The organism is Streptomyces achromogenes, from assembly GCF_030816715.1.
Lineage (GTDB): Bacteria > Actinomycetota > Actinomycetes > Streptomycetales > Streptomycetaceae > Streptomyces > Streptomyces achromogenes_A.
Window position 1 is genome coordinate 3480624 of record NZ_JAUSYH010000001.1, and the last position, 25639, is coordinate 3506262.

The 25639-nt window shown below is 72.8% G+C and carries 17 protein-coding genes and 1 other RNA gene; 4 read left to right on the forward strand and 14 right to left on the reverse strand.

The window, feature by feature from the left end; all coding sequences use genetic code 11:
- Positions 1-76 precede the first annotated feature (76 nt).
- The 10 genes from QF032_RS15630 to ftsE form a co-directional block, all read right to left on the reverse strand.
- On the reverse strand, positions 77-1471 hold the full coding sequence (locus QF032_RS15630) for a nitrate/nitrite transporter (RefSeq protein ID WP_307043373.1): 1395 nt from the start codon (positions 1469-1471) through the stop codon (positions 77-79).
- Between the two features lie 160 nt (positions 1472-1631).
- Complete coding sequence (locus tag QF032_RS15635; RefSeq protein ID WP_307060273.1) at positions 1632-2663, reverse strand: hypothetical protein; 1032 nt, start codon at positions 2661-2663, stop codon at positions 1632-1634.
- Positions 2664-2876: 213 nt separating this feature from the next.
- Complete coding sequence (locus QF032_RS15640; protein WP_307056254.1) at positions 2877-4226, reverse strand: acyltransferase family protein; 1350 nt, start codon at positions 4224-4226, stop codon at positions 2877-2879.
- Positions 4223-6361 (reverse strand): polysaccharide deacetylase family protein, encoded by a 2139-nt coding sequence (locus QF032_RS15645; RefSeq protein ID WP_307056255.1) that lies wholly within the window; start codon positions 6359-6361, stop codon positions 4223-4225. The genes QF032_RS15640 and QF032_RS15645 overlap by 4 nt, the downstream gene beginning before the upstream one ends.
- A 736-nt stretch (positions 6362-7097) precedes the next feature.
- Positions 7098-7913 (reverse strand): hypothetical protein, encoded by an 816-nt coding sequence (locus tag QF032_RS15650; protein WP_307056256.1) that lies wholly within the window; start codon positions 7911-7913, stop codon positions 7098-7100.
- A 730-nt stretch (positions 7914-8643) separates the two neighbouring features.
- Positions 8644-9032, reverse strand: a transfer-messenger RNA (tmRNA) gene (gene ssrA, locus QF032_RS15655).
- 112 nt (positions 9033-9144) lie between these two features.
- The gene (smpB, locus tag QF032_RS15660; RefSeq protein WP_107443699.1) at positions 9145-9693 is read right to left on the reverse strand and encodes an SsrA-binding protein SmpB; all 549 of its coding nucleotides are present in this window, start codon (positions 9691-9693) and stop codon (positions 9145-9147) included.
- 72 nt (positions 9694-9765) lie between these two features.
- Complete coding sequence (locus tag QF032_RS15665) at positions 9766-10944, reverse strand: S41 family peptidase (protein WP_307043387.1); 1179 nt, start codon at positions 10942-10944, stop codon at positions 9766-9768.
- Positions 10945-11011: 67 nt separating this feature from the next.
- Complete coding sequence (gene ftsX / locus QF032_RS15670; protein WP_306951961.1) at positions 11012-11929, reverse strand: permease-like cell division protein FtsX; 918 nt, start codon at positions 11927-11929, stop codon at positions 11012-11014.
- Positions 11930-11989: 60 nt separating this feature from the next.
- Positions 11990-12679 (reverse strand): cell division ATP-binding protein FtsE, encoded by a 690-nt coding sequence (gene ftsE, locus QF032_RS15675; RefSeq protein ID WP_057574412.1) that lies wholly within the window; start codon positions 12677-12679, stop codon positions 11990-11992.
- Positions 12680-12916: 237 nt separating this feature from the next.
- On the opposite strand from ftsE, the gene QF032_RS15680 reads away from it, so the two are divergent.
- Positions 12917-13111 (forward strand): hypothetical protein, encoded by a 195-nt coding sequence (locus tag QF032_RS15680; protein ID WP_107443696.1) that lies wholly within the window; start codon positions 12917-12919, stop codon positions 13109-13111.
- Positions 13112-13220: 109 nt separating this feature from the next.
- On the opposite strand, the gene QF032_RS15685 is transcribed toward QF032_RS15680, so the two are convergent.
- From QF032_RS15685 to QF032_RS15700, 4 genes are all read right to left on the reverse strand, one after another.
- Positions 13221-14051: a hypothetical protein gene (locus tag QF032_RS15685; RefSeq protein WP_307056257.1), complete on the reverse strand. Its 831-nt coding sequence runs from the start codon at positions 14049-14051 to the stop codon at positions 13221-13223.
- A gap of 271 nt (positions 14052-14322) precedes the next feature.
- The gene (gene prfB / locus QF032_RS15690; protein WP_307043392.1) at positions 14323-15426 is read right to left on the reverse strand and encodes a peptide chain release factor 2; all 1104 of its coding nucleotides are present in this window, start codon (positions 15424-15426) and stop codon (positions 14323-14325) included.
- 163 nt (positions 15427-15589) lie between these two features.
- Positions 15590-16837: a serine/threonine-protein kinase gene (locus QF032_RS15695; protein ID WP_307056258.1), complete on the reverse strand. Its 1248-nt coding sequence runs from the start codon at positions 16835-16837 to the stop codon at positions 15590-15592.
- A 145-nt stretch (positions 16838-16982) separates the two neighbouring features.
- Positions 16983-18683 (reverse strand): serine/threonine-protein kinase, encoded by a 1701-nt coding sequence (locus QF032_RS15700; protein ID WP_307056259.1) that lies wholly within the window; start codon positions 18681-18683, stop codon positions 16983-16985.
- A gap of 404 nt (positions 18684-19087) precedes the next feature.
- Between QF032_RS15700 and QF032_RS15705 the strand changes: the two genes are divergently transcribed.
- From QF032_RS15705 to QF032_RS15715, 3 genes are all read left to right on the forward strand, one after another.
- Complete coding sequence (locus tag QF032_RS15705; RefSeq protein ID WP_307050114.1) at positions 19088-22708, forward strand: FHA domain-containing protein; 3621 nt, start codon at positions 19088-19090, stop codon at positions 22706-22708.
- A 185-nt stretch (positions 22709-22893) separates the two neighbouring features.
- On the forward strand, positions 22894-24270 hold the full coding sequence (locus QF032_RS15710; protein ID WP_307043399.1) for an ABC transporter substrate-binding protein: 1377 nt from the start codon (positions 22894-22896) through the stop codon (positions 24268-24270).
- Positions 24271-24339: 69 nt separating this feature from the next.
- The gene (locus QF032_RS15715) at positions 24340-25623 is read left to right on the forward strand and encodes a carbohydrate ABC transporter permease (protein ID WP_307050116.1); all 1284 of its coding nucleotides are present in this window, start codon (positions 24340-24342) and stop codon (positions 25621-25623) included.
- Positions 25624-25639: the final 16 nt, after the last annotated feature.

Below are 25639 nucleotides of genomic sequence, written 5' to 3' on the forward strand. Positions count from 1 at the left end.
CGTTGGACCTACATGCCGACGAGCCTGTCAACGGTGCGTGACAGGCTCGGTTCGGCTTCATGTCGCCCGTGTTACGTCACACCTCGGCATAGCTGAGCTGCGGCTTCGCCTCGGATGTCGAGCCGGTGGCGGTCACCCGGCCGGCCGGGCGGCGAAGGTATACGGCCCAGGTGACCGCGAAGCAGGCGGCGTAGAAGGCGAGGAAGGCCACGAAGGCGCCGGTGCCGGAGCCGTAGGAGAGGAACGACTGCCGGAAGGCCAGGTTGATGCCGACGCCGCCGAGCGCGCCGACCGCACCGATCAGCCCCATGGAGGCGCCGGACAGCCGCCGGCCGTAGGCGGCCGCGGCCTCGCCCTCCAGGCCCTTCGCGACGGCCTTGGCCTGGAAGATGCCGGGGATCATCTTGTACGTCGATCCGTTGCCGAGGCCGCTGAGCACGAACAGCACCACGAAGGCGGTGACGAAGAGTACGAGCGACTTCTGCATGCTGGCGAAGACCAGGACGCCGGTCGCGGCGGCCATCCCCACGTAGTTGTAGAGCGTGATCCTCGCGCCGCCGTACTTGTCGGCCAGCCAGCCGCCGACCGGGCGGATGAGCGAGCCGAGCAGCGGGCCGATGAAGGTGAGGTAGGCCGCCTGGAGGGGCGTCCGGCCGAACTGGTTCGTCAGGACCTGCCCGAAGGCGAAGCTGTAGCCGATGAACGACCCGAACGTGCCCACGTACAGGAAGGACATGATCCAGGTGTGGGCGTCCTTCGCGGAGTCGATCGCGGCGCCGGTGTCGTTCTTCACGGACGCCAGGTTGTCCATGAACAGCGCGGCCAGGGTGGCGGCCAGCACGATCAGCGGAATGTAGATCCCGAGCAGCACGCGCGGGCCGCCGCTCGCGCCGATGACGGCGAGGCCGATCAGCTGGAGGACCGGCACGCCGATGTTGCCGCCGCCGGCGTTGAGCCCGAGCGCCCAGCCCTTCTTGCGGAGCGGGAAGAAGGCGTTGATGTTGGTCATGGAGGAGGCGAAGTTGCCGCCGCCGATGCCCGCGATCAGGCCGACCAGCAGGAAGGTGTTGAAGGAGGTCCCGGGCTCCATCACCGTGAAGGCGGCGACCGTGGGGACCAGCAGCAGGGCGGCGGAGACGATCGTCCAGTTCCGGCCGCCGAAGATCGCGACGGCGAAGGTGTACGGCACCCGCACCACCGCTCCGACCAGCGTCACCATCGACGTCAGCAGGAACTTGTCGGCGGGGGTGAGGCCGTACTCGGGGCCCATGAAGAGCACCAGCACGGACCACATCGTCCAGATCGAGAAACCGATGTGCTCGGACAGGACGGAGAAGAGGAGGTTACGGCGGGCGATCTTCTCGCCCTTCTCGTTCCAGAAGGCCTCGTTCTCCGGGTCCCACTCCTCGATCCAGCGGCCCCCCTTCTTGGCGGGGGACGGCGGTGCGGGGGCTGTACTCGGGGCTGTCATGACGCCTCCACGTGCTCCGGGCTCGGATGGTCCGGGGGGATGAGCGGTGATGACTCCCGAAGGTAGGGAGAGCGCGTTTCCGGGCTGTGGCTGTGGGTGACCGGAAAGGAACGTTGCTCTCACCTTGCGCGGACGCCCGGTGAGAGGTCGCGGAAAGGCCTCAGCCCTGGGGCGGCGGGCCATAGGGGGCGGGCGGCTGGGCCTGCGGGTACGACGGGGCCTGGGGGGCTCGGGCGGCCTGAGGGGCCTGGGAGGCCTGGGGAGAGTGCGGGTACTGCGGGGGGTACGGCTGGGGCTGGGCGTAAGGGGTGGGCTGGGGGTGCGGCTGGGCGTGGGGGTGGGGCTGCGCGTACGCGCCGGGCTGGGGGTGGGGGTCCGGGTATGCGCCGGGCTGGGGCTGGGCGTATGCGCCGGGCTGGGGCTGGGCCTGCGCGTAAGGGCCGGGCTGGGCCTGCGGGTACGTCTGCGGGTAGCCGTACCCGGGGGCGGCGGCCGGGGCGGTGCCGTACGGAACGTACGGAGGCTGGGCCGGGGCGTGGGCGGGCGCCTGGGGCGGTGCCTGGGCCGGGAGTCCGGCGCCGTAGGGGTTCCGGCCCTGACCGGCCCCCGTTCCCGCTCCCGCTCCCACTCCCGGGGGCAGGTACCGCAGGCGGCCCGTCGCGTCGGTCACCGGGGCGAAGCCGGCGGCCTTCAGCCGGGCGCCGGACGCGGCGTTGCGACGCCGGTTGACGGCGAAGCCGGCGCCGCAGACGGCCATGAGGACGACCCAGACGGCGGCGGCGACGCCGAAGTCGGCGCCCGTGCCGCCGAGCCGTACCCCGAGGACCGCACAGCCCGCGGTGGCGCCCAGCGCGCCGTACCCCACCCGCTTCTCGGCCTGCCTGCCGGTGAGGTCGAAGGTGATGCGGGTCTTCAGGAGTTCGAAGGCGTCCGGGACCAGCGGCGGCAGGGAGAAGCCGTCGTGCGCGTTCGGGTACTGCGCCCAGTTCTGCGCGGCACGCGCGCGTGCCTGCGGGCTGGGATCGGGGACGATCAACAGCTTCAGCGCGTTGCCCTGCGAGCCGCCGTGCCCGGCGTCCGCGTACTCGTACCCGAACTGCTGGGCCACGAAGGCGAGCCGGGCCAGCTTCTTCACCGAGGCCAGAGGACTGGTGAGCTCGACGGGCCCGCCTCCCGCCATCGACTTCAGCATGCTTCGCATCTGCCGCTTGCTCACCGGCACTCACTCCCCCACCAGCCGAACGACTGTTCACTCGCGCAACGCGGGCAGTCTTCCACACGCCCGCGGCCCCGGTGATCGGCAGCCGACCCGCTCGACCTGCCCCCTACCCCCTGCGGACCTCCGTCCGAACCCTCCTCCGGCCCCCGGTCCGGCGGAGGAACGAGGGCGGAACACATCCCCGGGTCACGCCCGGTGCGCCCCGACGCGTCCGTCCGGCCACAGACGGGGCCTGCGGCGGGCCGCCAAATCCTCGACCCAGCCGAAGCAGACGACGCAGGCCGCCGTGAGGAGCCAGACGAACGGCAGCTGGGGCCACGGGCTCTCCAGGACCCAGGGGGCGTCGCTCTCCAGCCAAGGAAAGGCCCACAGCCGGTCCCACAGGGCCTCGACGACGCCGATGCACACGTTGTGCCAGAGATAGATCGTCACCGCACGGGAGTTGAGCAGGGTGATCACCCGGTCCCAGCGGCGCAGCCGGGCCGGCCACTCGGTCCAGGACGGGCTGATGTGCAGGAGCAGCAGCACCGCGGCGAAGGACCACAGCGTCTGCGCGAACGGCATGTCGTCGAGGTCGTGGCCCTCCCTGAGCTGTTGGCCGAGGGCGTACCAGAGACCGGTCGCCGCCACCGCAGGGGCCAGCGACGGCACCACATAGCGGGGCAGCCGGCGCAGAACACCCTCCTGGTGCGCCATGCCCAGCAGCCAGCACGCGCCGAACGTGCCGAGGTCGGTGAGGCCGGCCTGCAACCGCCAGCCCGGCAGCGACAGCGCGCCGAACTCCAGCGCGGCGGACAGCGCGACCGGCGCGAGAATGGTCGGCCAGGGCAGCCGGCGCAGGGCGCGCAGCAGGAGCGGGGAGAGCAGGACGAACCAGAGGTAGGCGCGGAGGTACCACAGGGGCACACCCATGTCGGTGGCCCAGTCGTCGCCGATCAGGTGCTGCACGCCCGGCAGGGACTCTCCGTACGGCGGGTCGCTCAGCGGGAGGACCCAGTAGGCGAGGTGCGTCCACCACCAGCCGGGGTGCCCTTCCTCGTCCGGGCCCCACCCCGCGGCCAGCATGCCCGTCACGCCGACCGCGCCCAGCAGCCACATCGGCGGCAGCAGGCGGCGCATGCGTCCGCGCACGACCTCCAGCGCGGGGCGCCGGGTGAGCGAGCGGGCCATCAGGTTGCCGGCGAGCGCGAACATCACGCCCATCGAGGGGAACACGACGGGGAGCCAGGCCCAGCCCATCAGGTGGTAGAGGACGACACGGAAGAGGGCGATCGCCCGCAGGAGGTCGAAGTAGCGGTCACGTCCGCCGCTCTTCCTCTTCGCCTCCGCACCCGCCGCCGCATCCGGCTGCCCGGGCAGTCCGGGCTTCCCGGACCGGCCGGACAGCCCGGGCTGCTCGGACAGCCCGGGCTGCTCGGAATGCTCGGTCAGTTGAGGCAGCCGCGCCGTACTGTCCGCCGTACGGTCCGCCGGCCGGTCGTCCGCCGGCCGGCTGCCCGGCCGGCCGCTCGGCTCCGTCCTCGGCTCGGTGCTCATCGGACCGCACCCCCGTCCAGGCTCGCGCCCGGCGCCACCGCGCCCGGCGGGGCGGCCACCTGCCCCTTGCGGCGCAGTTTCTGCCAGCGCAGCCGGCCGCCGGTGAGCGCGGTGATCCAGGACTGGAGCAGCACGATGTACATCAGCTGGCGGTAGAGCAGTTGCTGGAGCGGGAGGGAGATCAGCGGGGTCAGCCGCTCGCGGTCGAGGACGAACGCGTAGGCCGCGCAGCCCGCCTGGACGGCGAGCACGCCGAACCAGGCCGCGATCGTCTGGCCGGTCGGACCGAACAGCAGGCCGTAGACGAGGAACAGGTCGATGAGGGGCGCGAGGAGCGGGGCGACGACCATGAAGAGGGAGACGAGCGGGAGGCCCACCCGCCCGAAGCGGCCCGAGGGTCCGCGCTCGACGAGCGCTCGGCGGTGCTTCCAGATCGCCTGCATGGTGCCGTAGCACCAGCGGTAGCGCTGGGACCACAACTGCTGGACGGACTCCGGGGCCTCGGTCCAGGCGCGTGCCTTCTCCGCGTACACGACGTGCCAGCCGTCCCGGTGGATGGCCATGGTGATGTCGGTGTCCTCGGCGAGGGTGTCGTCGCTCATGCCGCCGACGCGGTCGAGCGCGCTGCGGCGGAACGCCCCGACGGCTCCCGGGATGGTGGGCATGCAGCGCAGGACGTCGTACATGCGGCGGTCGAGGTTGAAGCCCATCACGTACTCGATGTGCTGCCAGGCCCCGATGAGGGTGTCCTTGTTGCCGACCTTGGCGTTGCCGGCGACCGCGCCGACCTTCGGGTCGGCGAACGGCTGGACGAGCTCGCGGACCGTGGACGGCTCGAAGACCGTGTCGCCGTCCATCATGACGATGAGGTCGTGCCGGGCGTTGGCGATGCCCCGGTTGAGGGCGGCGGGTTTGCCCGCATTGAGCTGGCGCACCACGCGGACGCCGGGCAGCCGCAGGTCCTCGACGATGCGGGCGGTGCCGTCGCTGGAGCCGTCGTCGACCACCAGGATCTCGATCGGATGCTCGCTCTCCATCAGCGAACGCACCGTGTTCTCGATGCACTTGGCCTCGTTGTAGGCCGGGACGAGCACCGAGACCGGTTCGGTGACGGGCGCGTCGGGACCCCAGACGAAGTCCTTGCGGCGGGTACGGCGGGTGTGGATCGCGGAGAGCAGCAGCATCAGCCCGAAACGGGCGAAGACCAGGACGCCGATGACGGCGAGACCGACGACCAGGACGGCGGTCATGTCGTCGGAGGCCCCGACCAGGAAGACCCAGGCCTTGCCCTTCCACAGGTCGGTCCCGGTGACCGGGGTGTGCGCGCTGGGCGCCTTCAGGGCCTCGGTGAGGTTCTCGAACGCGTAGCCCTTCGCCTTGAGTTCGGGGAGGTAGACGTCGAGGGCCTGGACGGTCTGCCGGCGGTCGCCGCCGGAGTCGTGCATCAGGACGATGGCGCCCTTTCCGTCCTTGGGCGTGGCGTTGCGGACGATCTGCCGCACGCCCGGCCGCCGCCAGTCCTCGCTGTCGGCGGTGGTGAAGACCGTGAGGTAGCCGCGCGTCCCGACATAACGGGTGACCGGCCAGGAGTCGTCGTCGAGGGCGTCCGCGCTGGAGGAGTACGGCGGCCGGAAGAGGGAGGTCCGGATGCCGGCGGCGCCCGCCAGGGCCAGCTGGTTCTGGGTGAGCTCCCAGTCGATGCGCTTCTTCGACTGGTAGGAGAGGTCGGGGTGGTTGAAGGTGTGCAGGCCGATCTCGTGGCCCTCGTCCACCATCCGCCGGACCAGGTCGGGGTAACGGGAGGCCATGGTGCCGGTGATGAAGAAGACGGCGTGCACGTGGTGCTTCTTCAGGACGTCCAGGACTTCGGGGGTCCACGTGGGGTCGGGCCCGTCGTCGAAGGTGAGCACGATCCGGTGGTCCGGCACCTGCAGGCTGGTCTCCTGTCCGCCGCGGGTGTCGACGACCGGGCCGCCGTCGAGGATCTTCTCGGGCACCGTGCGGGCGGCCGCCTCGGGGCGGATGCGGTGGTCGGCGAGGATCTCGCTGTGCACATAGCCGCGCAGCATCAGCATCGCCATCATCGCGACGAGCACGAGCAGCGGCAGCAGCCGGCGCAGCCTGAGGGGCGGCATCAGACGGCGCCGTCCGGACGGCGGGGCAGCACCGTGCGCGGGGCCGCCGGCGGCCCGGCCGCGCCGTGCGCCGGACCGCCGGCCGGCCTTTCGACCACCGCCCGGCTCACCTCCGGGTGAGGCGGCGACGGAGGCGGTCCGGCCGCCCGACGCGTGCGCGGAATGCCTGACGGCGGATTGTCGGGCCGAACGCCGGCTGGTGTGTGGTGCCATGAGAGCTGGTTCTCCGGGGACGAGAGTCGGACGAGGGTTTCGCGCCGCCCCGCCGGGCGGCGGTATCGGGCCGCGCCGGCCTGACGGCCGGGTCGGACGACCGGGCCCGGGCGCGCGGCGAGAAACGGGAGCGGGAAGGCGGGAGCGAGAAGCGGCACAGACTGCGGGCGGCCGAACGGCCGGCCGGGACGCGGAACGGGCGGCGGACGCCGGACGGACACGGAAAGCCGGACGGAGCGGGACTGCTTGCGGGCGCCGGCGGACGGCGGGAAGCGGGAGGGACGAAGGGCCCCGGGTGGTGGCACGGGGCGAGCGGGTGATGAGGAGCCGACGGGAGTCGGCCGGGCGGGATCGTCGCGGCCGCGCCGGACCCGGGCACGCCAGGCCGGCACAACCCTCGGTCGCGCGGGACAGGACCGCCGCTCCCGCCCTTGCCCCGGGTCCGCGCTCAGGCTCCGGCCGCCGCTCCCCGCGGGGCTCCGCCCCGCCCGCACGCCGGCGGGCGGCGGTGCTCACGGGGCTGTCAGGCTGCCGGGGGCGAGGTGGCCGGTTCCGCGGGGCCGCCGGCCACGGTGGTGGAGGCTCCGCCGGCCGGGGACGCGGACGAGACCGGCGAGGGGGATTCGGCGGGTGTGGAGGCCGGAGGCGGTGGCGTGGACGCCGGCGGCGCGATCACCGGGCCGCTCGGACCCGACGCCGGGGACCCGGTGGCCGTCGGGCCGGCGGTGGGCCGGACGGCCCCGCTCGCCGAGGGTCGGACCGCCGCGGAGGCCGCACCGGTCGGCGCGGCGCTCCCCGAGGCGCCCGGCCCCTTGCTCGCCCCCGGCCTGCCCGGTGCGGCGGCGGACCCGGAAGCCGTGGCTCCCGTTCCGCCGGGACGCACGGAATCCGGCGCCCCGGGACCCGGGGAGGCGGAGTCGTCGGGCGCCGAGGAGCTGTCCACCTCGCCGGCCGCCGGCTTGTCGTCGGCCTGGCCCGGCACCGGTACCGGCAGCCAGGGCGCGCCGGCGTTGCCGGAGAGCAGTGCGGCCACGATGACGACGGCGTACGCCCCGCAGGCGATGCCCACGAAGATGCCGATGCGGCGGAACGTCCGGCTGCGGCGACCGGACTCGTCGACGAAGACCGGGACGTCACCGGCGGCATCGGTGCCGTCCGGCCGCCCCTGCTTGAGCGGATCGAGCTGCACGGTCACCTCGCCGGGATCGGCGCCCTCCCCGTCCGGACCGCCGGGCTTCTCGCCCCAGGGGTCCCGGAGATCGATCGGGCGTTCGCTTGCGGGCGCCCTGTCCGCAACGGCCGGGGCCGGCGGGAGGCCGTTCTCACGCGGTACGTCCATGAGCGAGCCGTGTCCTCCGCCGCCTCCCGCCGTCGGCGTCAGGGCCTGCCCCCCGAGCCCGGGAGCGCTCCGAGATCCTGCCGATCCCGCCCCCGTGACCGGCACGTCCCTCGTCGGGAATGCGGCCTCGGGCCACTTCGGTTGGGCTTCTTCTCGCCAATTCGTCACGTGTGCACTACCCCCCACAGAACTGTTCCGGGTGCGCCTACGACCCCGAGCCCACGTCGACGGAACCAGGCCCCCACCCAGCCCTCGCGCCCCTTTTATCCCATTGCGCTCAGATCCACGAACCTAGCGCAGGCATGGGCCCGGCATTCGCGTTGTGTCATTTATGGACACAAGTCATGCCCATGCCTATGGCTGGTTTCCATACCCGCACGGGCTGTCGGCGCGGCGTTCCGGCGCCTGGGAACCGGCGGGCACGGCACAGGCCGGCGGCGAGCGCCGGGGAGACCAGCCCCTTCGTCACACCGGTGACGGGAGGGGGCGAAGGGGCCGGACGGAAGCGCGCACCGGGGCACCCCTCCAGGCATGGCCGGAAAGTACACCTTGATGGATGTCGGATTGCCTGCTTTTCTGACCGCGCACCGCCACCAACCGATCGTCGGTGCCTGGATGCGCCGACAGCTGCTGCCGCAGGGGCTGGGGTCGAGGCCGGGGCGCCAGGCGCGGCCGCACGCAAAAAGACCCCGCTCCCTGAGGGAGCGGGGTCTTCATGTCACATGGGATGAAGTGGAGATGGCGGGAATCGAACCCGCGTCCAACGGTGCAGAATCAGGGCTTCTCCGTGTGCAGTTCGCTGTGATTTTCTCGGCCCCGGTGATCACGCGAACAAGTCGCCGACGGGCCCAGTCACTGTTTGATTTCCCATCGCACCCCGTGACCGGGCGCAATGGTTTAGTCCCCTAGATTATGCCAGGATCCGGATCGGGAACACTTCCGGGCTGACACCCATTAAGGGTCCTACACTCACTGCTTATTAGGCAGCGAGGGCGTAGGACTGGGAATCGCTCTTGGTATTGGCGATTATTTTTTGCGACATATGGTTTACGAGATCATTGCCGCTTCCTCGACACGCTTCCCCTGCTTCAACAGTCGCTGTCGAAACCGATCATCCCCATGTTGATTTTTCAAATCCCTCCGAGGAGGGCCCGTGCCCACTGCGGGGCACAGGTGCCATCGTACGTGACCAACGCACGCCGATGCCACCGTATTCCCCGCGGGCCGCCCGCTAGGCGTGCCGCTGCCTCCGCTTGACGGCGGCGATCGCCCGGTCCGTCTCCCTGCGGTCCTGCTGCTCGCGCAACGTCTGCCGCTTGTCGTACTCCTTCTTGCCGCGCGCCAGCGCGATCTCGGCCTTGGCCCGGCCGTCCTTGAAGTACAGGGCGAGCGGCACGATCGTGTGCCCCGTCTCCTCGGACTTCACGGCGAGCTTGTCGATCTCCTCGCGGTGCAGGAGCAGCTTGCGCTTGCGGCGCGCGGAGTGGTTGGTCCAGCTGCCCTGGCTGTACTCGGGGATGTGCGCGGCGTGCAGCCACGCCTCGTCGCCCTCGATCTGCACGAAGCCGTCGGTCAGCGAGGCGCGGCCCTGGCGCAGCGACTTCACCTCGGTGCCGGTGAGCACCAGGCCGGCCTCGTACACGTCGATGATCGCGTAGTCGTGCCGGGCCTTCTTGTTCTGCGCGACGATCTTGCGCTTGCCGTCCTTGGCCTTGCCGGACGCGGCCGCCCCGCCCTGCTTCGGCTGGGACTCCTTCGGTACGTACATTCCCTTGCTCATAGTCCTGCCATTTTCGCATCCGGAAGGGGCCGAAGGGAAAGCCGATTACGGGCGGATCCGGGACGGCGGTCGTCAGGACGCGTCCCCGAGTCCGCTCAGCACGGTCTCGGCCCGCCCCAGCGCCCCGTCGTCCGCCTCCAGGTCGGGCGTGATGCCATGGCCGTCGACGCCGTGGCCGGAGGGGGTGCGGTAGTGCCCGACGGTCAGCTCGGCGACGGAGCCGTCCGGCAGCCGGCGCGGCATCTGCACGGAGCCCTTGCCGAAGGTGCGCGATCCCACGACTATCGCCCGGCCCCGGTCCTGCAGGGCGCCGGTGAGCAGCTCGGCCGCGCTCATCGTGCCGCCGTCCACGAGGACGACCAGGGGCTTGCGGGTGTCGCCGCCCGCCTCGGCGTGCAGGGCGCGCTGGTCGCCGTCGACGTCGTAGGTGGCGACGAGGCCGCCGTCGAGGAAGACGGAGGCCGTGGTGACGGCCTCCGTGACCAGGCCGCCGGAGTTGCCGCGCAGGTCCAGCACGATCCTGCCGCCGGCCGGGGCGCGGCGCACGGCGCCCCGCACGGCGCTGCCGACGCCCTTGGTGAAGGCGGCGACGGTGACGACGGTGACCCGGTCGGCGAGTTCCCGGACGGTGACGGAGTCCGCGGACAGCAGCGCCCGCCGCACGGTCTCGGTCCACACGCGCGTGCCGCGCTGCAACCCGAGCCGGACGGGGGTGCCGGCGGACGCGTCCTCGGCGTCACCGCGCAGTAACGCGACGACGTCGGTGACCGGGAGGCCGTCGACGGACCGCCCGTCGACGGCGCGGAGCCGGTCGCCCGCGCGGACCCCGGCGGCGGCCGCGGGCGACCCCGGCTGCACCTTGGTGACCTCGATCCGGCCGTCCCGCTCGCGCCGCGCCTCCAGACCCACGCCGGTGTACCGGCCGTCGAGGGACTCCTCGAACTGCTCGTACTCGCCCTCTGAGTAGACGGCCGCCCAGCGGTCCCCGCTGCGGCTGACGGCCCGCTCGGCGGCCTCCATGGGGGACTTGCCGTCGGCGGCGGCCTCCTCGGCGGCGCGGGCGACGTCCGCCGAGTGACCGGCCGGGGCGGTGGCGGGTGCGGCGCCCGAGGCGCTCCGCGGCCCGTCGCCCGGCCCCCGCGGCAGCGATCCGGTCACCGCACCGGCGACGAGGACGCTCGCGAACACCAGTGTCAGCGTGGCCCCGCGGCCGAAACGGCGGGGCTGACAGAACAGGTCACGGCCTGACATGGCGGTGAGTCTAGGGGAACGCGAAGAACCGTACGGACGGTTGACCGTACGGCTCTCGGGGCGTGCGTCACACCTTCAGGTACTTGCGCAACGCGAAGAAAGCGGCCAGGGCGGGCATCAGCACACTCGCGGCGAGGATCAGCGGAAGCTTCGTCAGCACGGCGTCCCAGCCCAGGAAGGTGATCAGGTTGAGCTTCTCGGACAGGGCCATGCCGTGGTCGATGGTGAAGTACCGGCCGACGACGAGGAACACACAGGCCAGCCCGCCGCCGATCACACCGGCGACGGCGGCCTCCATGATGAACGGCGCCTGGATGTAGAACCCGGAGGCGCCGACCAGCCGCATGATCCCGGTCTCGCGCCGACGGCTGAACGCCGAGACCCGCACCGTGTTGACGATCAGCAGGAGGGCGACGATGAGCATGAGCGCCATCACCCCGAGCGCCGCCCGGTTCATCAGGTTCAGCAGCTCGAAGAGGTTGTCCAGGATGCCCTTCTGGTCCTGCACCGACTGCACGCCGTCACGCCCGTCGAAGGCGGTCGCGATGACCTGGTACTTCTCCGGGTCCTTCAGCTTGATGCGGTACGACTCCTGCATCTGGTCCGGCGTGACCGAGCTGGCCAGCGGGGAGTCCCCGAACTGCTCCTTGTAGTGCTTGTACGCCTCGTCCTGCGACTCGTACGTGACCGTGTCGACGACCGACATCTTCTTGAGGTCGGTGAGGATGTCCTTCTTCTGGTCCGCGGTCACCGCGCCCTTGGCGCAGTTGGCGTCCGACTCCGCGTCGCTCTTGTTGCACAGGTAGACGGAGACGTTGACCTTGTCGTACCAGTAGCCCTTCATCGAGCTGACCTGGTCGCTCATCAGGAGGGACCCGCCGAAGAGCGCCAGGGACAGGGCTACGGAGACGATGACGGCGAAGGTCATCGTCAGGTTGCGGCGGAGACCTACGCCGATCTCCGACAGTACGAACTGGGCGCGCATGGCGTGTTGTTCAGGCCTTTCCGGGGACGTCCGCGAGGGCGGGGGCGATGGCGGGGGCGGTCAGTGCTGGTAGCCGTAGACGCCGCGTGCCTGGTCGCGCACGAGGCGGCCCTGCTCCAGCTCGATGACGCGCTTGCGCATCTGGTCCACGATGTTCTGGTCGTGCGTGGCCATCAGCACGGTCGTGCCCGTCCGGTTGATCCGGTCGAGCAGTTTCATGATGCCCACGGAGGTCTGCGGGTCGAGGTTTCCGGTCGGCTCGTCCGCGATCAGCAGCTTGGGCCGGTTCACGAAGGCGCGGGCGATGGCCACGCGCTGCTGCTCACCGCCGGACAGCTCACCGGGCATCCGGTCCTCCTTGCCGCCGAGCCCGACGAGGTCGAGCACCTGCGGCACGGACTTGCGGATCTCGCCCTTCGACTTGCCGATGACCTCCTGCGCGAAGGCGACGTTCTCCGCCACCGTCTTGTTCGGCAGCAGCCGGAAGTCCTGGAACACCGTCCCCAGCTGGCGGCGCATCTGCGGCACCTTCCAGTTGGACAGACGCGCGAGGTCCTTGCCCAGGACGTGCACCTGACCCTGGCTGGTCCGCTCCTCGCGGAGCACCAGCCGCAGGAAGGTGGACTTGCCGGAGCCGGAGGATCCCACGAGGAACACGAACTCGCCCTTCTCCACCTCGAGGGAGACATCCCTGAGTGCGGGGCGGGTCTGCTTGGGGTAGACCTTGGAGACGTTGTCGAATCGGATCACGGATGCACCACGGGTCGCCGGGGGTAGATGAGCGTGACCATACGCGAACCGGGGAGGGCGGCGCAGGCGTCGGGAGGGGTTGGGTGGGGCTTGTGCGTTTTTGTACGGGACTTTGTGCGCCCCGCGCTCTTCGAGTGAGCCGCGCGGTCACCGGAGGAACCTGGCACAGTGGGAGGGGAACGTTCGCGCCCCCGGAGGCGTTGTGTCCATGGAACCGGTGCAAGGAGGGCGAGGCGCATGACGTACGACCGGCTGGTGTGCGCTAACTGCGCGGCCCCCGTGAGCGAGGGCCGGTGCCCCGTGTGCCGCGCGAACCGCGAGCGGCTGCAACAGCAGGAGAACTTCTTCGCGGGGCTGAACCCCATGGCGCTGATCGCGCTGCTGGCGGTGCTGGTGGCGGCGGTGGCGCTGCTCGCCCACCAGACCGCGTAGACCGCCCGCCACAGCCACACACACGCGCATACGCGCATGACAAGGGGCCCGGAGCTGATCGCTCCGGGCCCCTTGCTCTCACGTCACGTGCGCGTACGGCCGCTCACCGTCAGGCTGCGGCTCCGCCGCGGCCGGCCACGAGGCGCGGCAGCACCCGGAAGCCGATGCCGCCGGCGATCATCGTGGCGGCTCCGAGGATGAGGAACGTGGTCTCGCCGGCGCCGGTCTCGGCCAGCTCCTTGCCGCCGCCCTGGGCGACCGCGTCGGAGGTGGTGTCCGAGGTGTCGGTCAGCGCGGAGCTGCCCTCCTCCTGAGTGGAGGTGCCGTCGGTGTCCGGGCCGCCGGTGGTGGATCCGGTGGTGCCGGTCGACCCCGTGGTACCGGTCGTGCCGGTGGAACCCGTGGTGCCGGTGGTCCCGGTCGACCCCGTGGTACCGGTGGAGCCCGTGGTGCCGGTCGTACCGGTGGTGCCCGTAGTGCCGGTGGTGCCCGTCGTACCCGTAGTACCGGTGGTACCCGTGGTGCCGGTGGTACCCGTGGTGCCGGTGGTACCCGTGGTGCCCGTCGTACCAGTGGTACCGGTCGTACCCGTCGTCGAGGTGCCCTCCGTCGTGTTGCCCGCGACGGTGTTGCCCTCGGTTGCGTTGCCCGCGACGGTGTTGCCCTCGGTCGTGTTGCCCGCGGCCGCGTTGCCCTCCGTGGAGTTGCCCGCCGCCGTGTTGCCGGCGGTGTCACTGCACTCGGGGTTGGTGGGAACGATCTCGCACGGGTCGGTGCCCGTACCGGGGCCGTCGGGGTTGCCCACGGTCTCGACGAGGCCGCTGAGGCCGCCGTCGTTGCCGGTGGCCGAGGCGACGCCGGCCACCGTCAGCGAGGCGCCCGCGGCGATCACGGCGCCGGCGGCTATGCGCGCGACCCGGATACGCGTCTTCTTGGTCATATGGTTGCTACCCCCAGTAGCTGAATCGTCGATGAGGCCGCGCCGGGGGCTGTGATCGACGGGGGCAGCTGAGACCTAGCGAAAACCCCCGGTTCACATGCGCCCCGGAGATACGCATGCCACACTGCACCCTCCCCATTTTTCAAAGCAGCGTCAAGGCCGTTGCGTACGCAATGTCCAAGTCAGGGCGCTTTGCGCGATGTTGGTGCTGTGAATGTGACGTAAAAAGCAAACCGCCCCTGAATCAGGGGCGGTTGCTGTGTCGACAAACCTACTTCTCCTGCTGCTTGCGCCAGCGAATTCCGGCTTCCAGGAACCCGTCGATCTCACCGTTGAACACGGCCTCGGGGTTGCCGACCTCGAACTCGGTGCGCAGGTCCTTGACCATCTGGTACGGATGCAGGACGTAGGAACGCATCTGGTTGCCCCAGGAACTGCCGCCGTCCTTGAGGGCGTCCATCCTGGCCCGCTCCTCCTGGCGCTGACGCTCCAGCAGTTTGGCCTGGAGGACGTTCATCGCGGTCGCCTTGTTCTGGATCTGCGACCGCTCGTTCTGACAGGAGACGACGATGCCGGTGGGAAGGTGGGTCAGGCGCACCGCCGAGTCGGTGGTGTTGACGCCCTGGCCGCCCGGACCGGACGAGCGGTACACGTCCACGCGCAGCTCGGACTCGTCGATCTCGATGTGGTCGGTCTGCTCGACCACGGGGAGGATCTCGACGCCCGCGAAGGAGGTCTGGCGGCGCCCCTGGTTGTCGAACGGCGAGATGCGCACGAGGCGGTGCGTGCCCTGCTCCACGGAGAGCGTCCCGTAGGCGTACGGCACCTGCACGGCGAAGGTGGTCGACTTGATGCCGGCCTCTTCGGCGTACGACGTCTCGTAGACCTCGGTCTTGTAGCCCTTCTGCTCCGCCCACCGCAGGTACATGCGCTGCAGCTTCTCGGCGAAGTCGGCCGCGTCGACGCCGCCGGCCTCGGCGCGGATGTTGACGAGCGCCTCACGGGCGTCGTACTCCCCGCTGAGCAGCGTGCGCACTTCCATCTCGTCGAGCGCCTTCTTGACGGAGGTCAGCTCGGTCTCGGCCTCCGCGAGGGTGTCCGGGTCGTCCTCCTCCTGCGCCATCTCGAACAGCACGGCGAGATCGTCGATCCGGCCGCGCAGCGCGTCGGCCTTCCTGACCTCGGCCTGGAGGTGGGAGAGCTTGCTGGTGATCTTCTGCGCCTCGTCCGGGTTGTCCCACAGGGACGGCGCGGCCGCCTGCTCCTCGAGCACGGCGATGTCTGCCCTCAGCTTGTCGAGGTCCAGAACGGCCTCGATCGACTCCATGGTCGAGGAGAGGGACTTGAGCTCTTCGGATACATCGACGACTGCCACGCCTCCAGCCTAACGGACCCGGCATCCGGGCCCGTCCGGCCTTGACGTCCCGGCCTGGCCGGCGGTCGCGGACGAGCCCCCTCCCGGGCTGTGGCGGGGGGCCGGGGGCCGCGACCCCCGCGGTCACGGCCTCACGGCGTCACGGAGTCACCGGGGCACGGAGTCACGGGGACGCCGGAGCCGAGTTCTTCGTGTCCTGCGGGGGCGCTCCCGCGTCGTCCCCGGAGGTGGCCGCCCATGTCCCGATGCCGGCGGCCGCGGCCAGCGCCGCCGCCGCCACGCTCAGCGTGATGCGCCGGCGCCGGGTGGCGGAACGGTTCCGTGCCGAACCGGGGCGCGGCGCCCCGGCGGCCCTCGGCACCCGCGCCGTGCCGTGCGCGCCGCCCGCCAGCTCGTCCGGCGCGGGTACCCGCATCGACGTGTGGGTGTCCCGGTTGGAGTCCGGCTTCGCGCCCGGCACCAGCGGGACCGAGCCCCGCCGCTCCTGCCGGGCGGAGGCCGAGGGGGCGGACACGGCGGGCGTGATCTCGTCCGGCTCGCCGTCCTCCGGCTCGGTGTCCGGCTCGTCCACGTCCAGCGGCGGCATCCCGGCCAGCGACGGCAGCTGCTCACGCAGCCGGGCCGCCAGCTCGGACGCCCGCAGCCGGGACGCCGGCGCCTTCGCCAGGCACTGCACGATCAGCTGCCACAGCTCGTCCGGGATACCGGGGAGCGGCGCGACCGACTCCGTCACATGCCGGCGCAGCACCGCGCCCGGGTGGCCGCCGCCGAACGGGGTGAAGCCCGCGAGCAGCTCGTAGAGCACCGTCGCCAGCGCGTAGATGTCGACGGAGGCGCGCGGCGGCAGGCCCTCCACGATCTCCGGCGCCAGGTAGTCCGGCGTACCGATGATCTTGGTGGCGCGGGTCCGTTTGGGGGTGTCGATCAGTTTCGCGACGCCGAAGTCGGTCAGCAGCGCGCGGTGCGAGCCGCCGGGGCCGAGCGGGCCCTGCATGTCGAGGAGCACGTTCTCCGGTTTGACGTCGCGGTGCACGACCCCGGCCGCGTGCGCGGCGGCCAGCCCTTCGGCGATGTCCGCCACGATCGCCACCGCGGCCTCCGGCGCCAGCCGCCGCTCGCGCTCGAGGCGGGTGCGCAGGTCGGTGCCGCGGACCAGGTCCATGACCAGCGCCAGGTCGTTGCCGTCGACCACGAGATCGCGGACGGACACCACATGGGGGTGCTCCAGGCCGAGCAGTGCGGTGCGCTCCTGCACGAAACGCCCCACGAGCTCCTCGTCGGAGGCCAGGTCCTCGCGCAGCAGCTTGACGGCGACGGGCCCCTCCGGTCCCTCGCCCAGCCACACCGTGCCGGCGCTGCCCCGTCCCAGGATCTGGTGGGCGGTGTACCGGCTGCCGATCTTCCGTGCCAAGGCTGCTCCTACAGACGCGTGTTGCCCATCAAAGTACCGCGTCCTGAGAGCCAACCTTGACCGCGGAGACGGAAATCACCCGCCAGATGTCGACAAGTCCACAGACTCACGGGGCTCACGCCCGGATCGGAGCCTGCGGGACGGGTCAGCCTGTTCCGCTTCCGCTTCCGCCGGAGCCCGATCCCAGCTCGCCGATCCAGCCGGTGATGTCGTGGAACCAGCCGCTGATCAGCTTCCAGTAGCTCTGCCCCGTACCGATCCAGTCCTGCAGCGGGGTCAGCTCCCAGACCAGCCAGCCGGCCACGAACAGGATGACGATCGTGAACAGGCAGCCCTTCAGGCAGCCCAGCCCGGGGATCTTCATCGGGTTGGCGCCGCGCTGACGCGGCTCGCGCGGCGGCCGGGGCTCGGCCTGCGGCCGCTGGCGGGGCTGCTGCTGGGGCGTGGGCGCCGGCGCGTACCGCTGGGGCTGCTGCTGCGGTTGCTGGGCCGGCGCGTACTGCTGCTGCTGTCCCGGGTACCCGTAGCCGGCCTGCGGCTGCGGACGCTGCTGCTGATGCTGCGGGGGCCGCTGCTGCTGGTAGGGCTGCTGCGCCGGCTGCTGCGGCTGGCGGGAGACCTGCCGCTGGGGGCGGCGGCGCAGCGGGTCCTCGCCGGGGTCGAGGTACTGCTGGACCTGGGTCTGCTCGTTGCGGTCGCGGGCGCCCTGCATCTGGGTCTGCCAGGGGTGCGGCTGCTCGGGCGGCTGCGTCGGCCCGCCGTACTGGCCCGGCGGCACCGGCGGCAGGACGGCCGTGGGGTCGGCCGCGCCCTGCGGACCGCCCGTGTGGGGCAGGACGGCGGTGGGGTCGGCCGCGCCGGCCGGGCCACCGGTGTGCGGCAGGACGCTGGTCGCGGCGTTCGGGTCGTATCCGCCGCCCGGAACGGCGGCGGGCGCCGGGTCGGGCGCGAGCACATGGCCGACGCCTTCGGCCGCGGCGATCTGCATCGAGTTGGCGTGCACGCCGATGCCCTCGGCGACGATCCGCAGCCCGCGCGCGAGGTTCTCGGCGCTCGGGCGGTCGTCGGGGTTCTTGCGCAGGCAGCGCTCGATGACCGTCCAGAGCGGGTCGGGGACCGTGGAAGGGCGGCGCGGCTCGGCGTTCAGGTGCTGGTGCAGGACCTCGAGCGCGGAGCCGCCGGAGAACGGCGGACGGCCGGTGACCAGCTCGTACAGCAGGATGCCGGCGCCGTAGATGTCGACGGCGGAGGTCTGCGGGCGGCCTTCGGCTGACTCCGGGGCCACGTAGGCGGGCGTGCCGACGAACTCGCTGGTCCGGGTCAGACCCGGGGAGTCGGCGAGGCGCGCGATGCCGAAGTCCGTGAGCAGCGGGTGCATCTGCCCGCCGTTCTGCATCAGCAGGACGTTGGCGGGCTTCAGGTCTCGGTGCACGACGCCGTCGGCGTGGCTGGCGGCGAGCGCGTCGGCGACCTGCGCGGTCAGCAGGGCGGCGGCGACGGGCGTGAAGGGGCCGTTCTCGCGCAGATAGCGGTGCAGGTCGGGGCCGTCGACGAGGTCCATGACCAGCGCCAGCAGGTCGCCCTCGACGACCAGGTCGCGGACCCGGACGATGTTCGGGTGGGTCAGGCGCAGCAGCACGGACCGCTCCCGCAGGAAGCGCATCACGACGTCGGGGTCGTTCGCGAGCTCCTCCTTGAGGACCTTGATCGCGACGGTCTCCCCGGGCTGGCCGGCCACGGCCGCCTCGGCGCCCGCGGTCTCGCGCTGGCGGGCTCGCCAGACGGTGCCCGTGGCGCCGCGTCCGAGCGGCTCCTCGAGCAGGTACTTGCTGCCTACCGGCCGCACGTCATGCGCTCCCTGCTGCTTGCTTGGCTGTTGCCCGCCAGTCCCGTCAGTCCCGCCGATCCGCCGGACTTCGCGGTCCTGCTCGGCTGTCCCGCCGGTCCTGCCGGTGTTCCGACCCACTGTAGTGCCGCGGTGCGGACACGGGGCGGTCGTCACATTTCGAAGGAAAGACGTTTTGCCCGGTCGTCCTGGTTGCCCGAGCCGGACGTGACCGATCTCAACTGATCGTCGGCGAGGCACTTGTCAGGCACTTTTGCGGGCAGAGCCGACCAATCAAGATCACTTGTCCCCGGCTGGTGGGCGCGTTGTCAGTGACAGGTGCGAGGATGCCTGCAGTACTGGCCGCTGTGCTCGTGTGGGGTGGGGGGAAGCCCGCGCCCGTGCAGAAGGGACCGCTGACGGCGATGCAGATCCGGCTGACCGTCGTAGACCCGCAGGGCCCGCCCGGCCCGTCAGCCGACGTCCGGGCCCGGGCCGCGAGCTGCGACGTACTGGTCACCGCTCCCGCCGGCACGGCTCTGGCCGCGGTGGCGTCCGCGCTGGCCGCCGCCGTCTGCGGGGAGGGCTCCGCCTCGTCCCCGTCCGCCGCCGCGGTCGTGCTGTACGCGGGCGTGGAGCGGCTCGACGCCCGGCGGTGCACACTCGGCGAGCCCCCGCTGATCGACGGCGCGGTGCTGTCGCTGGGCGCGCCGGCCGACCCCGAGCCGCATCCCGAGGTCGACGAGGCCCCGGCCCGCCTGCACGTGGTGGCCGGGCCGGACGCGGGCGGGGTCCACCTGCTGCACGGCGGCCAGGTCCGGGTGGGCCGTTCGGCCGACGCCGACATCCCCCTGGACGATCCGGACGTCTCCCGACTGCACTGCGCGGTGACGCTCTCGGCCGACGGCCGGGTCACGGTCGCCGACCTCGGCTCCACCAACGGCACCGCGCTGGACGGCACGCGCGTGCAGGCCCGTCCCGTGCGCCTCGCGCCCGGCGCCCTGCTGCGGGTCGGCGAGTCGGCCCTGCGGCTGGCCCCGCCCGGCGGCCCGGGCCCCCGGGTGGCGACGACGCCGGACGGCGAAGGGCACGTACGGGTGCCCTGCGCGGACACGGCGGCCGACCCCGCGGCCGGGCCTTCGGGCGACGCGCCCACGGGCCCGACGGGGCCGCTGAGCCCGACGGGACCGGCGGGGGCGACGGAAGCGGTGGGGACGACCGGCCCGACCGGCCGCGCCGGGTCCACCGGGCCGTCCGGCGAGACCGGCCACGCCTACGGCACCGCGGACCGGAGCGCCGCCGGGGGCACTGCCGCAGGCGTCGGCGGCGAACGGCTGCGGGGCGCCCGGGAGGTCCCCCTCGCGTCCCATGTCGTGCCGGGCCAGGGCGTCGCACCGCGCATCGAGAGCCGCCTCGCCGGCGACGGACCCGCGCGCGCGGCGAGCGAGGGTTCCGCCGCCACGCACGGCGGCCACGCGGGCCTCGGCTCGTTCACGGCGGCGCACGACGAGGGCGCCCGCGGACCGCACCCCGCCCACCCCGCTCCCCCCGGCTCCGGCTCCGCCTCGCCCGTCGACTCCTTCTCCCCCCTCGGTGGGGGTCCCGGCGACCCCGACGCGGGCGACCACGCCGGCCCCGGCCGCAAAGGCACCCCCCTGCGCGGTACCGACGTCCCCTCGGGCGTGCGCCGCCGCGGAGGTCTCTCCGCCTGGGCGCGGCGGCTGGCCGGAGGCCGCGCAGGCGGTCAGGACGAGATCGCCGCCGACACGCCCGACGAGGAGGCGGCCGCGGCGGAGGACCGGCCGTCGGCCGCCGTGCCCGCCGCGCCCGAGACCTGGCCGGACCCGGCGGCGCTGCTGCTGACGGCGCTGGGCCCGGGCCCCCGGCTGTGGGAGCGCGGGCCGGGGCACCCGGAGGCGCTCACCGTGCGGCTCGGCACGGCCGACCGGCCGGCGCCCGACGGCTCGGGGCTGCTGCCCGCGGTGCCGGTCACGTCGGGCCTGCGCGAGGTCGGCGCGCTCGGCCTGGCCGGGCCGCGCACGCGGCTGTCCGGGCTGGCGCGCGCGGTGCTGGCCCAGCTCGCCGCGCTGCACTCCCCCGACGCCCTGGAGATCGTCCTGATCAGCACGGACCGGGCGCGTTCCGAGGAGGAGCGCACCGCCGAGTGGTCCTGGCTGGGCTGGCTGCCCCATGTGCGCCCCGGGCACGGACAGGACTGCCGACTGCTCCTCGCCTATGACCGCGACCAGGCCACGGCCCGCGCCGACGAACTCCTGCGACGGCTGGAGGACTGCCTCGCGGACAACGCGAGCGGGGCCGACGGCACGGGCGGAGCCGGCGGGCCCGGCGGGGCGGCCGGGGCGCGTGCCGCCGTCCCCGGCCAGGTGCCGCCGCCCCGGAACCCCGCCCGCCGCCCCTCCTGGGCGGTGGCGGACGACACGGCCGACGGCGGCTTCCCCGGCCCGTACACGGTGGTCGTGGTGGACGGCGACCCCGGCGGCGCCGATCTGCGGCAGGCCGTCGCGCGGCTGGCGGTGGCCGGTCCGCGCGCCGGCATACACGTCGTCTGCCTGGCCGAGACGCCCGCCGCCTCGCCCTCCTCGCCGGTGACCGACACATACGAGGCGGCCTGTGCGGCGGCTCCCACGTTCCGCGCGTGCGGGGCGGTCGCGCTGCTCAGCGGAGACGTGGCGACGGCGCTGCGGCTGCTGCGGGTCGCGCCGGCCGGGGCGCGCACGGAGCGGCCCGGCCCGGTGGGACCGGGCACGGTCGGCGCGGTGGACGCGGTCTCCGCCGCCTGGGCCGAACGGTTCGCGCGGGCGCTGGCGCCGTTGCGCCCGGACGGCGCGGGTACGGGCGACCGGCACCCGCGGGTGTCCGCGCCGCTGCCGCCGTCGGCCCGGCTGCTGGACGAGCTGGGTCTCGCCCGGGCGACGCCCGCCTCCCTGATGGCCCGCTGGGCGGACGCGGCCGACGACTCCGCGGCGCTCGGCGGGCGGGTGCGGGCCGTGCTCGGCGCGGGCCCGCGCGGCCCGGTCGGGGTGGACCTCGTGGCCGAGGGCCCGCATGTGCTGATCGAGGGGCCGGGCGGCAGCGGGCGCACGGAGCTGCTGCGGGCGTTCGTCGCCTCGCTGGCCGCCGCCGAGCGGCCCGAGCGGCTCGGCGTGATCCTGCTGGACGGCCGCGACACCGTCGGCAAGGGCAGCGTCGGCGACGGCCTGCGGGTGTGCACGGACGTCCCGCACGTCAGCGCCCACCTCACCGCCAACGACCCGGTCCGGATGCGGGAGTTCGCGCAGTCGCTGAGCGCCGAGCTGAAGCGGCGGGCCGAGCTGCTGGGCCGCTCCGCCTTCGCGGAGTGGCACACGCGGCACACACACCGCGCGGTCTCCGGCCGGATCGTCCCGCAGCGCACGCCGGGAGCGCCCCCGGCCGGCGCGGGCGCGGGCGCCGCCGACCTGGACACCCCGCCCAGCGCGACGCTCCGGCTGCGCCCCGGGGCGGCCGCCCGTCAGCGGACCGAGACGCCGTCACCGCTGCCCCGCCTGGTGGTCGTCGTCGACGACCTGGACGCGCTCGTCTCCCCCGCCCTGGGCTCCCCGGGCCGGCCCGCCGCCGGCTCCGTGATGCGCGCGCTGGAGGCGGTGGCCCGCGAGGGCGAGCGGCTCGGCGTCCACCTGGTGGCCGCGACCGGGCCCGGCGGCCGGACCGCGGAGTCCGAGCCGGCCCGCCGTGCCACCGTGCGCATCACCCTGGAAGCGCCGGGTTCCGGCCCGGACGAACCGGCGCCGGGCCGTGGCCGGCTCCAGGGCGCGGACGGCCGTCCGACGCCGTTCCAGGGCGGCCGTGTCACGGGCCGCATCCCCCGCACGGCGACCCTGCGCCCCACCGTGGTCCCCCTGGACTGGCGTCGCATGGGCGATCCGCCCACCCGCAGACCGGTGCGGGAACTGGGCAACGGCCCCACCGACCTGGCGCTCCTGGCCAGCGCCCTGGAGAGGGCGGCCGGCCGGCACACCGCCCGGTCCAGCCCGTCGGGGGTGTGAGGCCGCCCGCCGAGGGCCCGGCCCGCCGATGGGCCCACCGCCCGCGGACGGCGCTCACGATCACGACGCGGTCACGATCCCCCGCTTGACAGCGTGGGCACTCTTGCCGACCCCCAACACCCGGCGTAGACCAGTTGCCACGGACAGCGCTCAACGTTCGACGACGAACGAAGAACGGGGCAGTGATGCGCAGTACGAGCAACACCATCCGGACACGCAGGACCCTGAGGGCGGCGGCCACCCTCCTGGCGGGGGCCCTGACGCTCTCGCTCAGCGCCTGCGGAAGCGACGACGACAAGAGCAGCGACGGCGGCGCGACAGCCGAGGAGAGCGGCGCCTCCGTCACCCTTCCCAAGCTGGACGGCAAGAGCCTGGAGGTGGCCGCCGTCTGGACCGGCGCCGAACAGGCCAACTTCAAGAAGGTCCTGGCGGAGTTCGAGAAGCGGACGGGCGCCAAGGTCACCTTCGTGCCCGCCCAGGACCCGATCATCAACTTCCTCGGCTCGAAGGTCGCGGGCGGGCAGCCGCCGGACGTCGCGATGCTCCCGCAGCCGGGCGCCATCAAGCAGGCCGTGGACAAGGGGTGGGCGAAGCCGCTGGGCGCGGCGGCCCTGAAGGAGCTGCAGAAGAACTACTCGCAGGGCTGGCAGGACATCGGCAAGATCGGCGGCAAGCAGTACGGCGTCTACTACAAGGCCGCCAACAAGTCGCTGATCTGGTACAACGCCAAGGTCTTCGAGAACGCGGGGGCTTCCGAGCCCAAGACGTGGGCCGAGCTGCTCACCACCGCGCAGACGGTCTACGACTCCGGTGTCACGCCGTTCTCGGTGGGCGGCGCCGAGGGCTGGACCCTGACCGACTGGTTCGAGAACGTCTACCTCTCCCAGGCGGGCCCGGAGAAGTACGACCAGCTGGCCAAGCACGAGATCAAGTGGACGGACCCGTCCGTCAAGGCCGCGCTGACGACGCTGGCGCAGGTCTGGGGCAAGAAGGACTACGTCGCCGGCGGCGCGGTCGGCGCGCTGCAGACCGACTTCCCGGCGTCGGTGACGCAGACGTTCTCCGGCGGCGACCAGCCCAAGGCGGGCATGGTCTACGAGGGTGACTTCGCGCAGGTCAACATCGTGCAGGCCGGTGCGAAGGTCGGCACGGACGCGAAGGTGTTCCCGTTCCCGGCGGTCGGCGACAGCTCGCCGGTGGTCTCCGGCGGTGACGCGGCGGTGATCCTGAAGGACTCCGAGGCGGCCCAGGCGCTGGCCACCTTCCTGGCCTCGCCGGAGGCGGCGACCATCCAGGCGAAGCTCGGCGGCTACCTCTCGCCGAACAAGAACGTGCCGGAGTCGGCGTACCCGAACCCGGTGCAGCAGAAGATGGCCAAGGCGCTGATCGCGGCCGGCGACGACTTCCGCTTCGACATGTCCGACCAGGCCCCGCAGGCGTTCGGCGGGACCCCCGGCAAGGGCGAGTGGAAGGCGTTGCAGGACTTCCTGAAGAACCCCACGAACGTGGCAGGCACCCAGGCGACCCTGGAGTCGGGCGCGGCCGCGGCGTACGGGAACTGACGCGGCGTGACGACGCCCGCGAAGGCGGGGGCTCCCGGAGCCCCCGCCCCTCCTCGCCCGCGCAGGGGCGTGACCGGCACCCGCAGGGCCGTGGCGGCGCTGTTCCTGCTGCCCGCTCTCGTGCTGCTCGGCGCGCTCGTGGTCTACCCGATCGGGTACTCGGTCGTGCGCAGCTTCTACGACCAGTCCGGCGACGGCTTCGCCGGAGTCGACAACTACAAGGCCCTCTTCACGGACGACGGCATCCGCACCGCTCTGAAGAACAACGTGATCTGGGTGGTGTTCGCGCCGACGATCGCGACCGCGCTCGGTCTGATCTTCGCGGTGCTGACCGAACGGGTGCGCTGGGGCACCGCGTTCAAGCTGGTCGTCTTCATGCCCATGGCGATCTCGATGCTCGCCGCCGGCATCATCTTCCGGCTGGTCTACGACCAGGACCCGGACAAGGGCGTCGCCAACGCGGTGTGGGTGGGCGTGCACGACACGTTCGCCGAGGCGTCGGCGTTCCCGAAGGCGCACCCGGGCCGCGACTCGCCGCTGCGGGCGGAGAAGGGCGGCGGCTTCGTCACCCGGTCGGCGGTGCGGGCCGGCGAGCCGGTCGCGCTTCCCCTGGTCGGCGTGGCGCCCGACCAGATGCCCGGCGACGCGAAGCGGGCCGTGGCGGCGCCCGCCGAGCCGGGGAAGGTCACCGGCACCGCCTGGCAGGACTTCACCCGCGGCAAGGGCGTGGGAACGCTCGGCGCACCCGACCCGACCGAGCAGGGCTATCCCGGGATGCGGATCGAAGCGGTGAAGGACGGCAAGGTGGTCGCGTCGGCGAAGGCCGCCGACGACGGCACCTTCACGCTCCCGGCCGCGGCCGACGGGGCCCTGCTCCGGCTCCCCGCGAGCAACTTCACGGAGGCGTACAACGGCCTGGACTGGCTCGGCCCCTCGCTGGTCACGCCGGCGATCATCGGCTCGTACATCTGGATGTGGGCGGGCTTCGCGATGGTGCTGATCGCGGCCGGTCTGGCCGGGGTGCCGCGCGAGCTGCTGGAGGCCGCCCGCGTGGACGGCGCCAACGAGTGGCAGGTGTTCCGCCGGGTCACCGTCCCGCTCCTCGCGCCGGTCCTCGCGGTGGTCACCGTCACCCTGATGATCAATGTGCTGAAGGTCTTCGACCTGGTCTTCATCATCGCCCCGGGCTCCTCCCAGGACGACGCGAACGTGCTCGCCCTAGAGCTGTACCGCAAGGGGTTCTCCGAGGACCAGCCCGGCGTCGCCAGCGCGATCGCGGTGTTCCTGCTGCTCCTGGTGATCCCGGTGATGTGGTTCAACGTGCGGCGGCTGCGGCGGGAGGTGCGGCGGTGACGAAGCGACTCGCCTG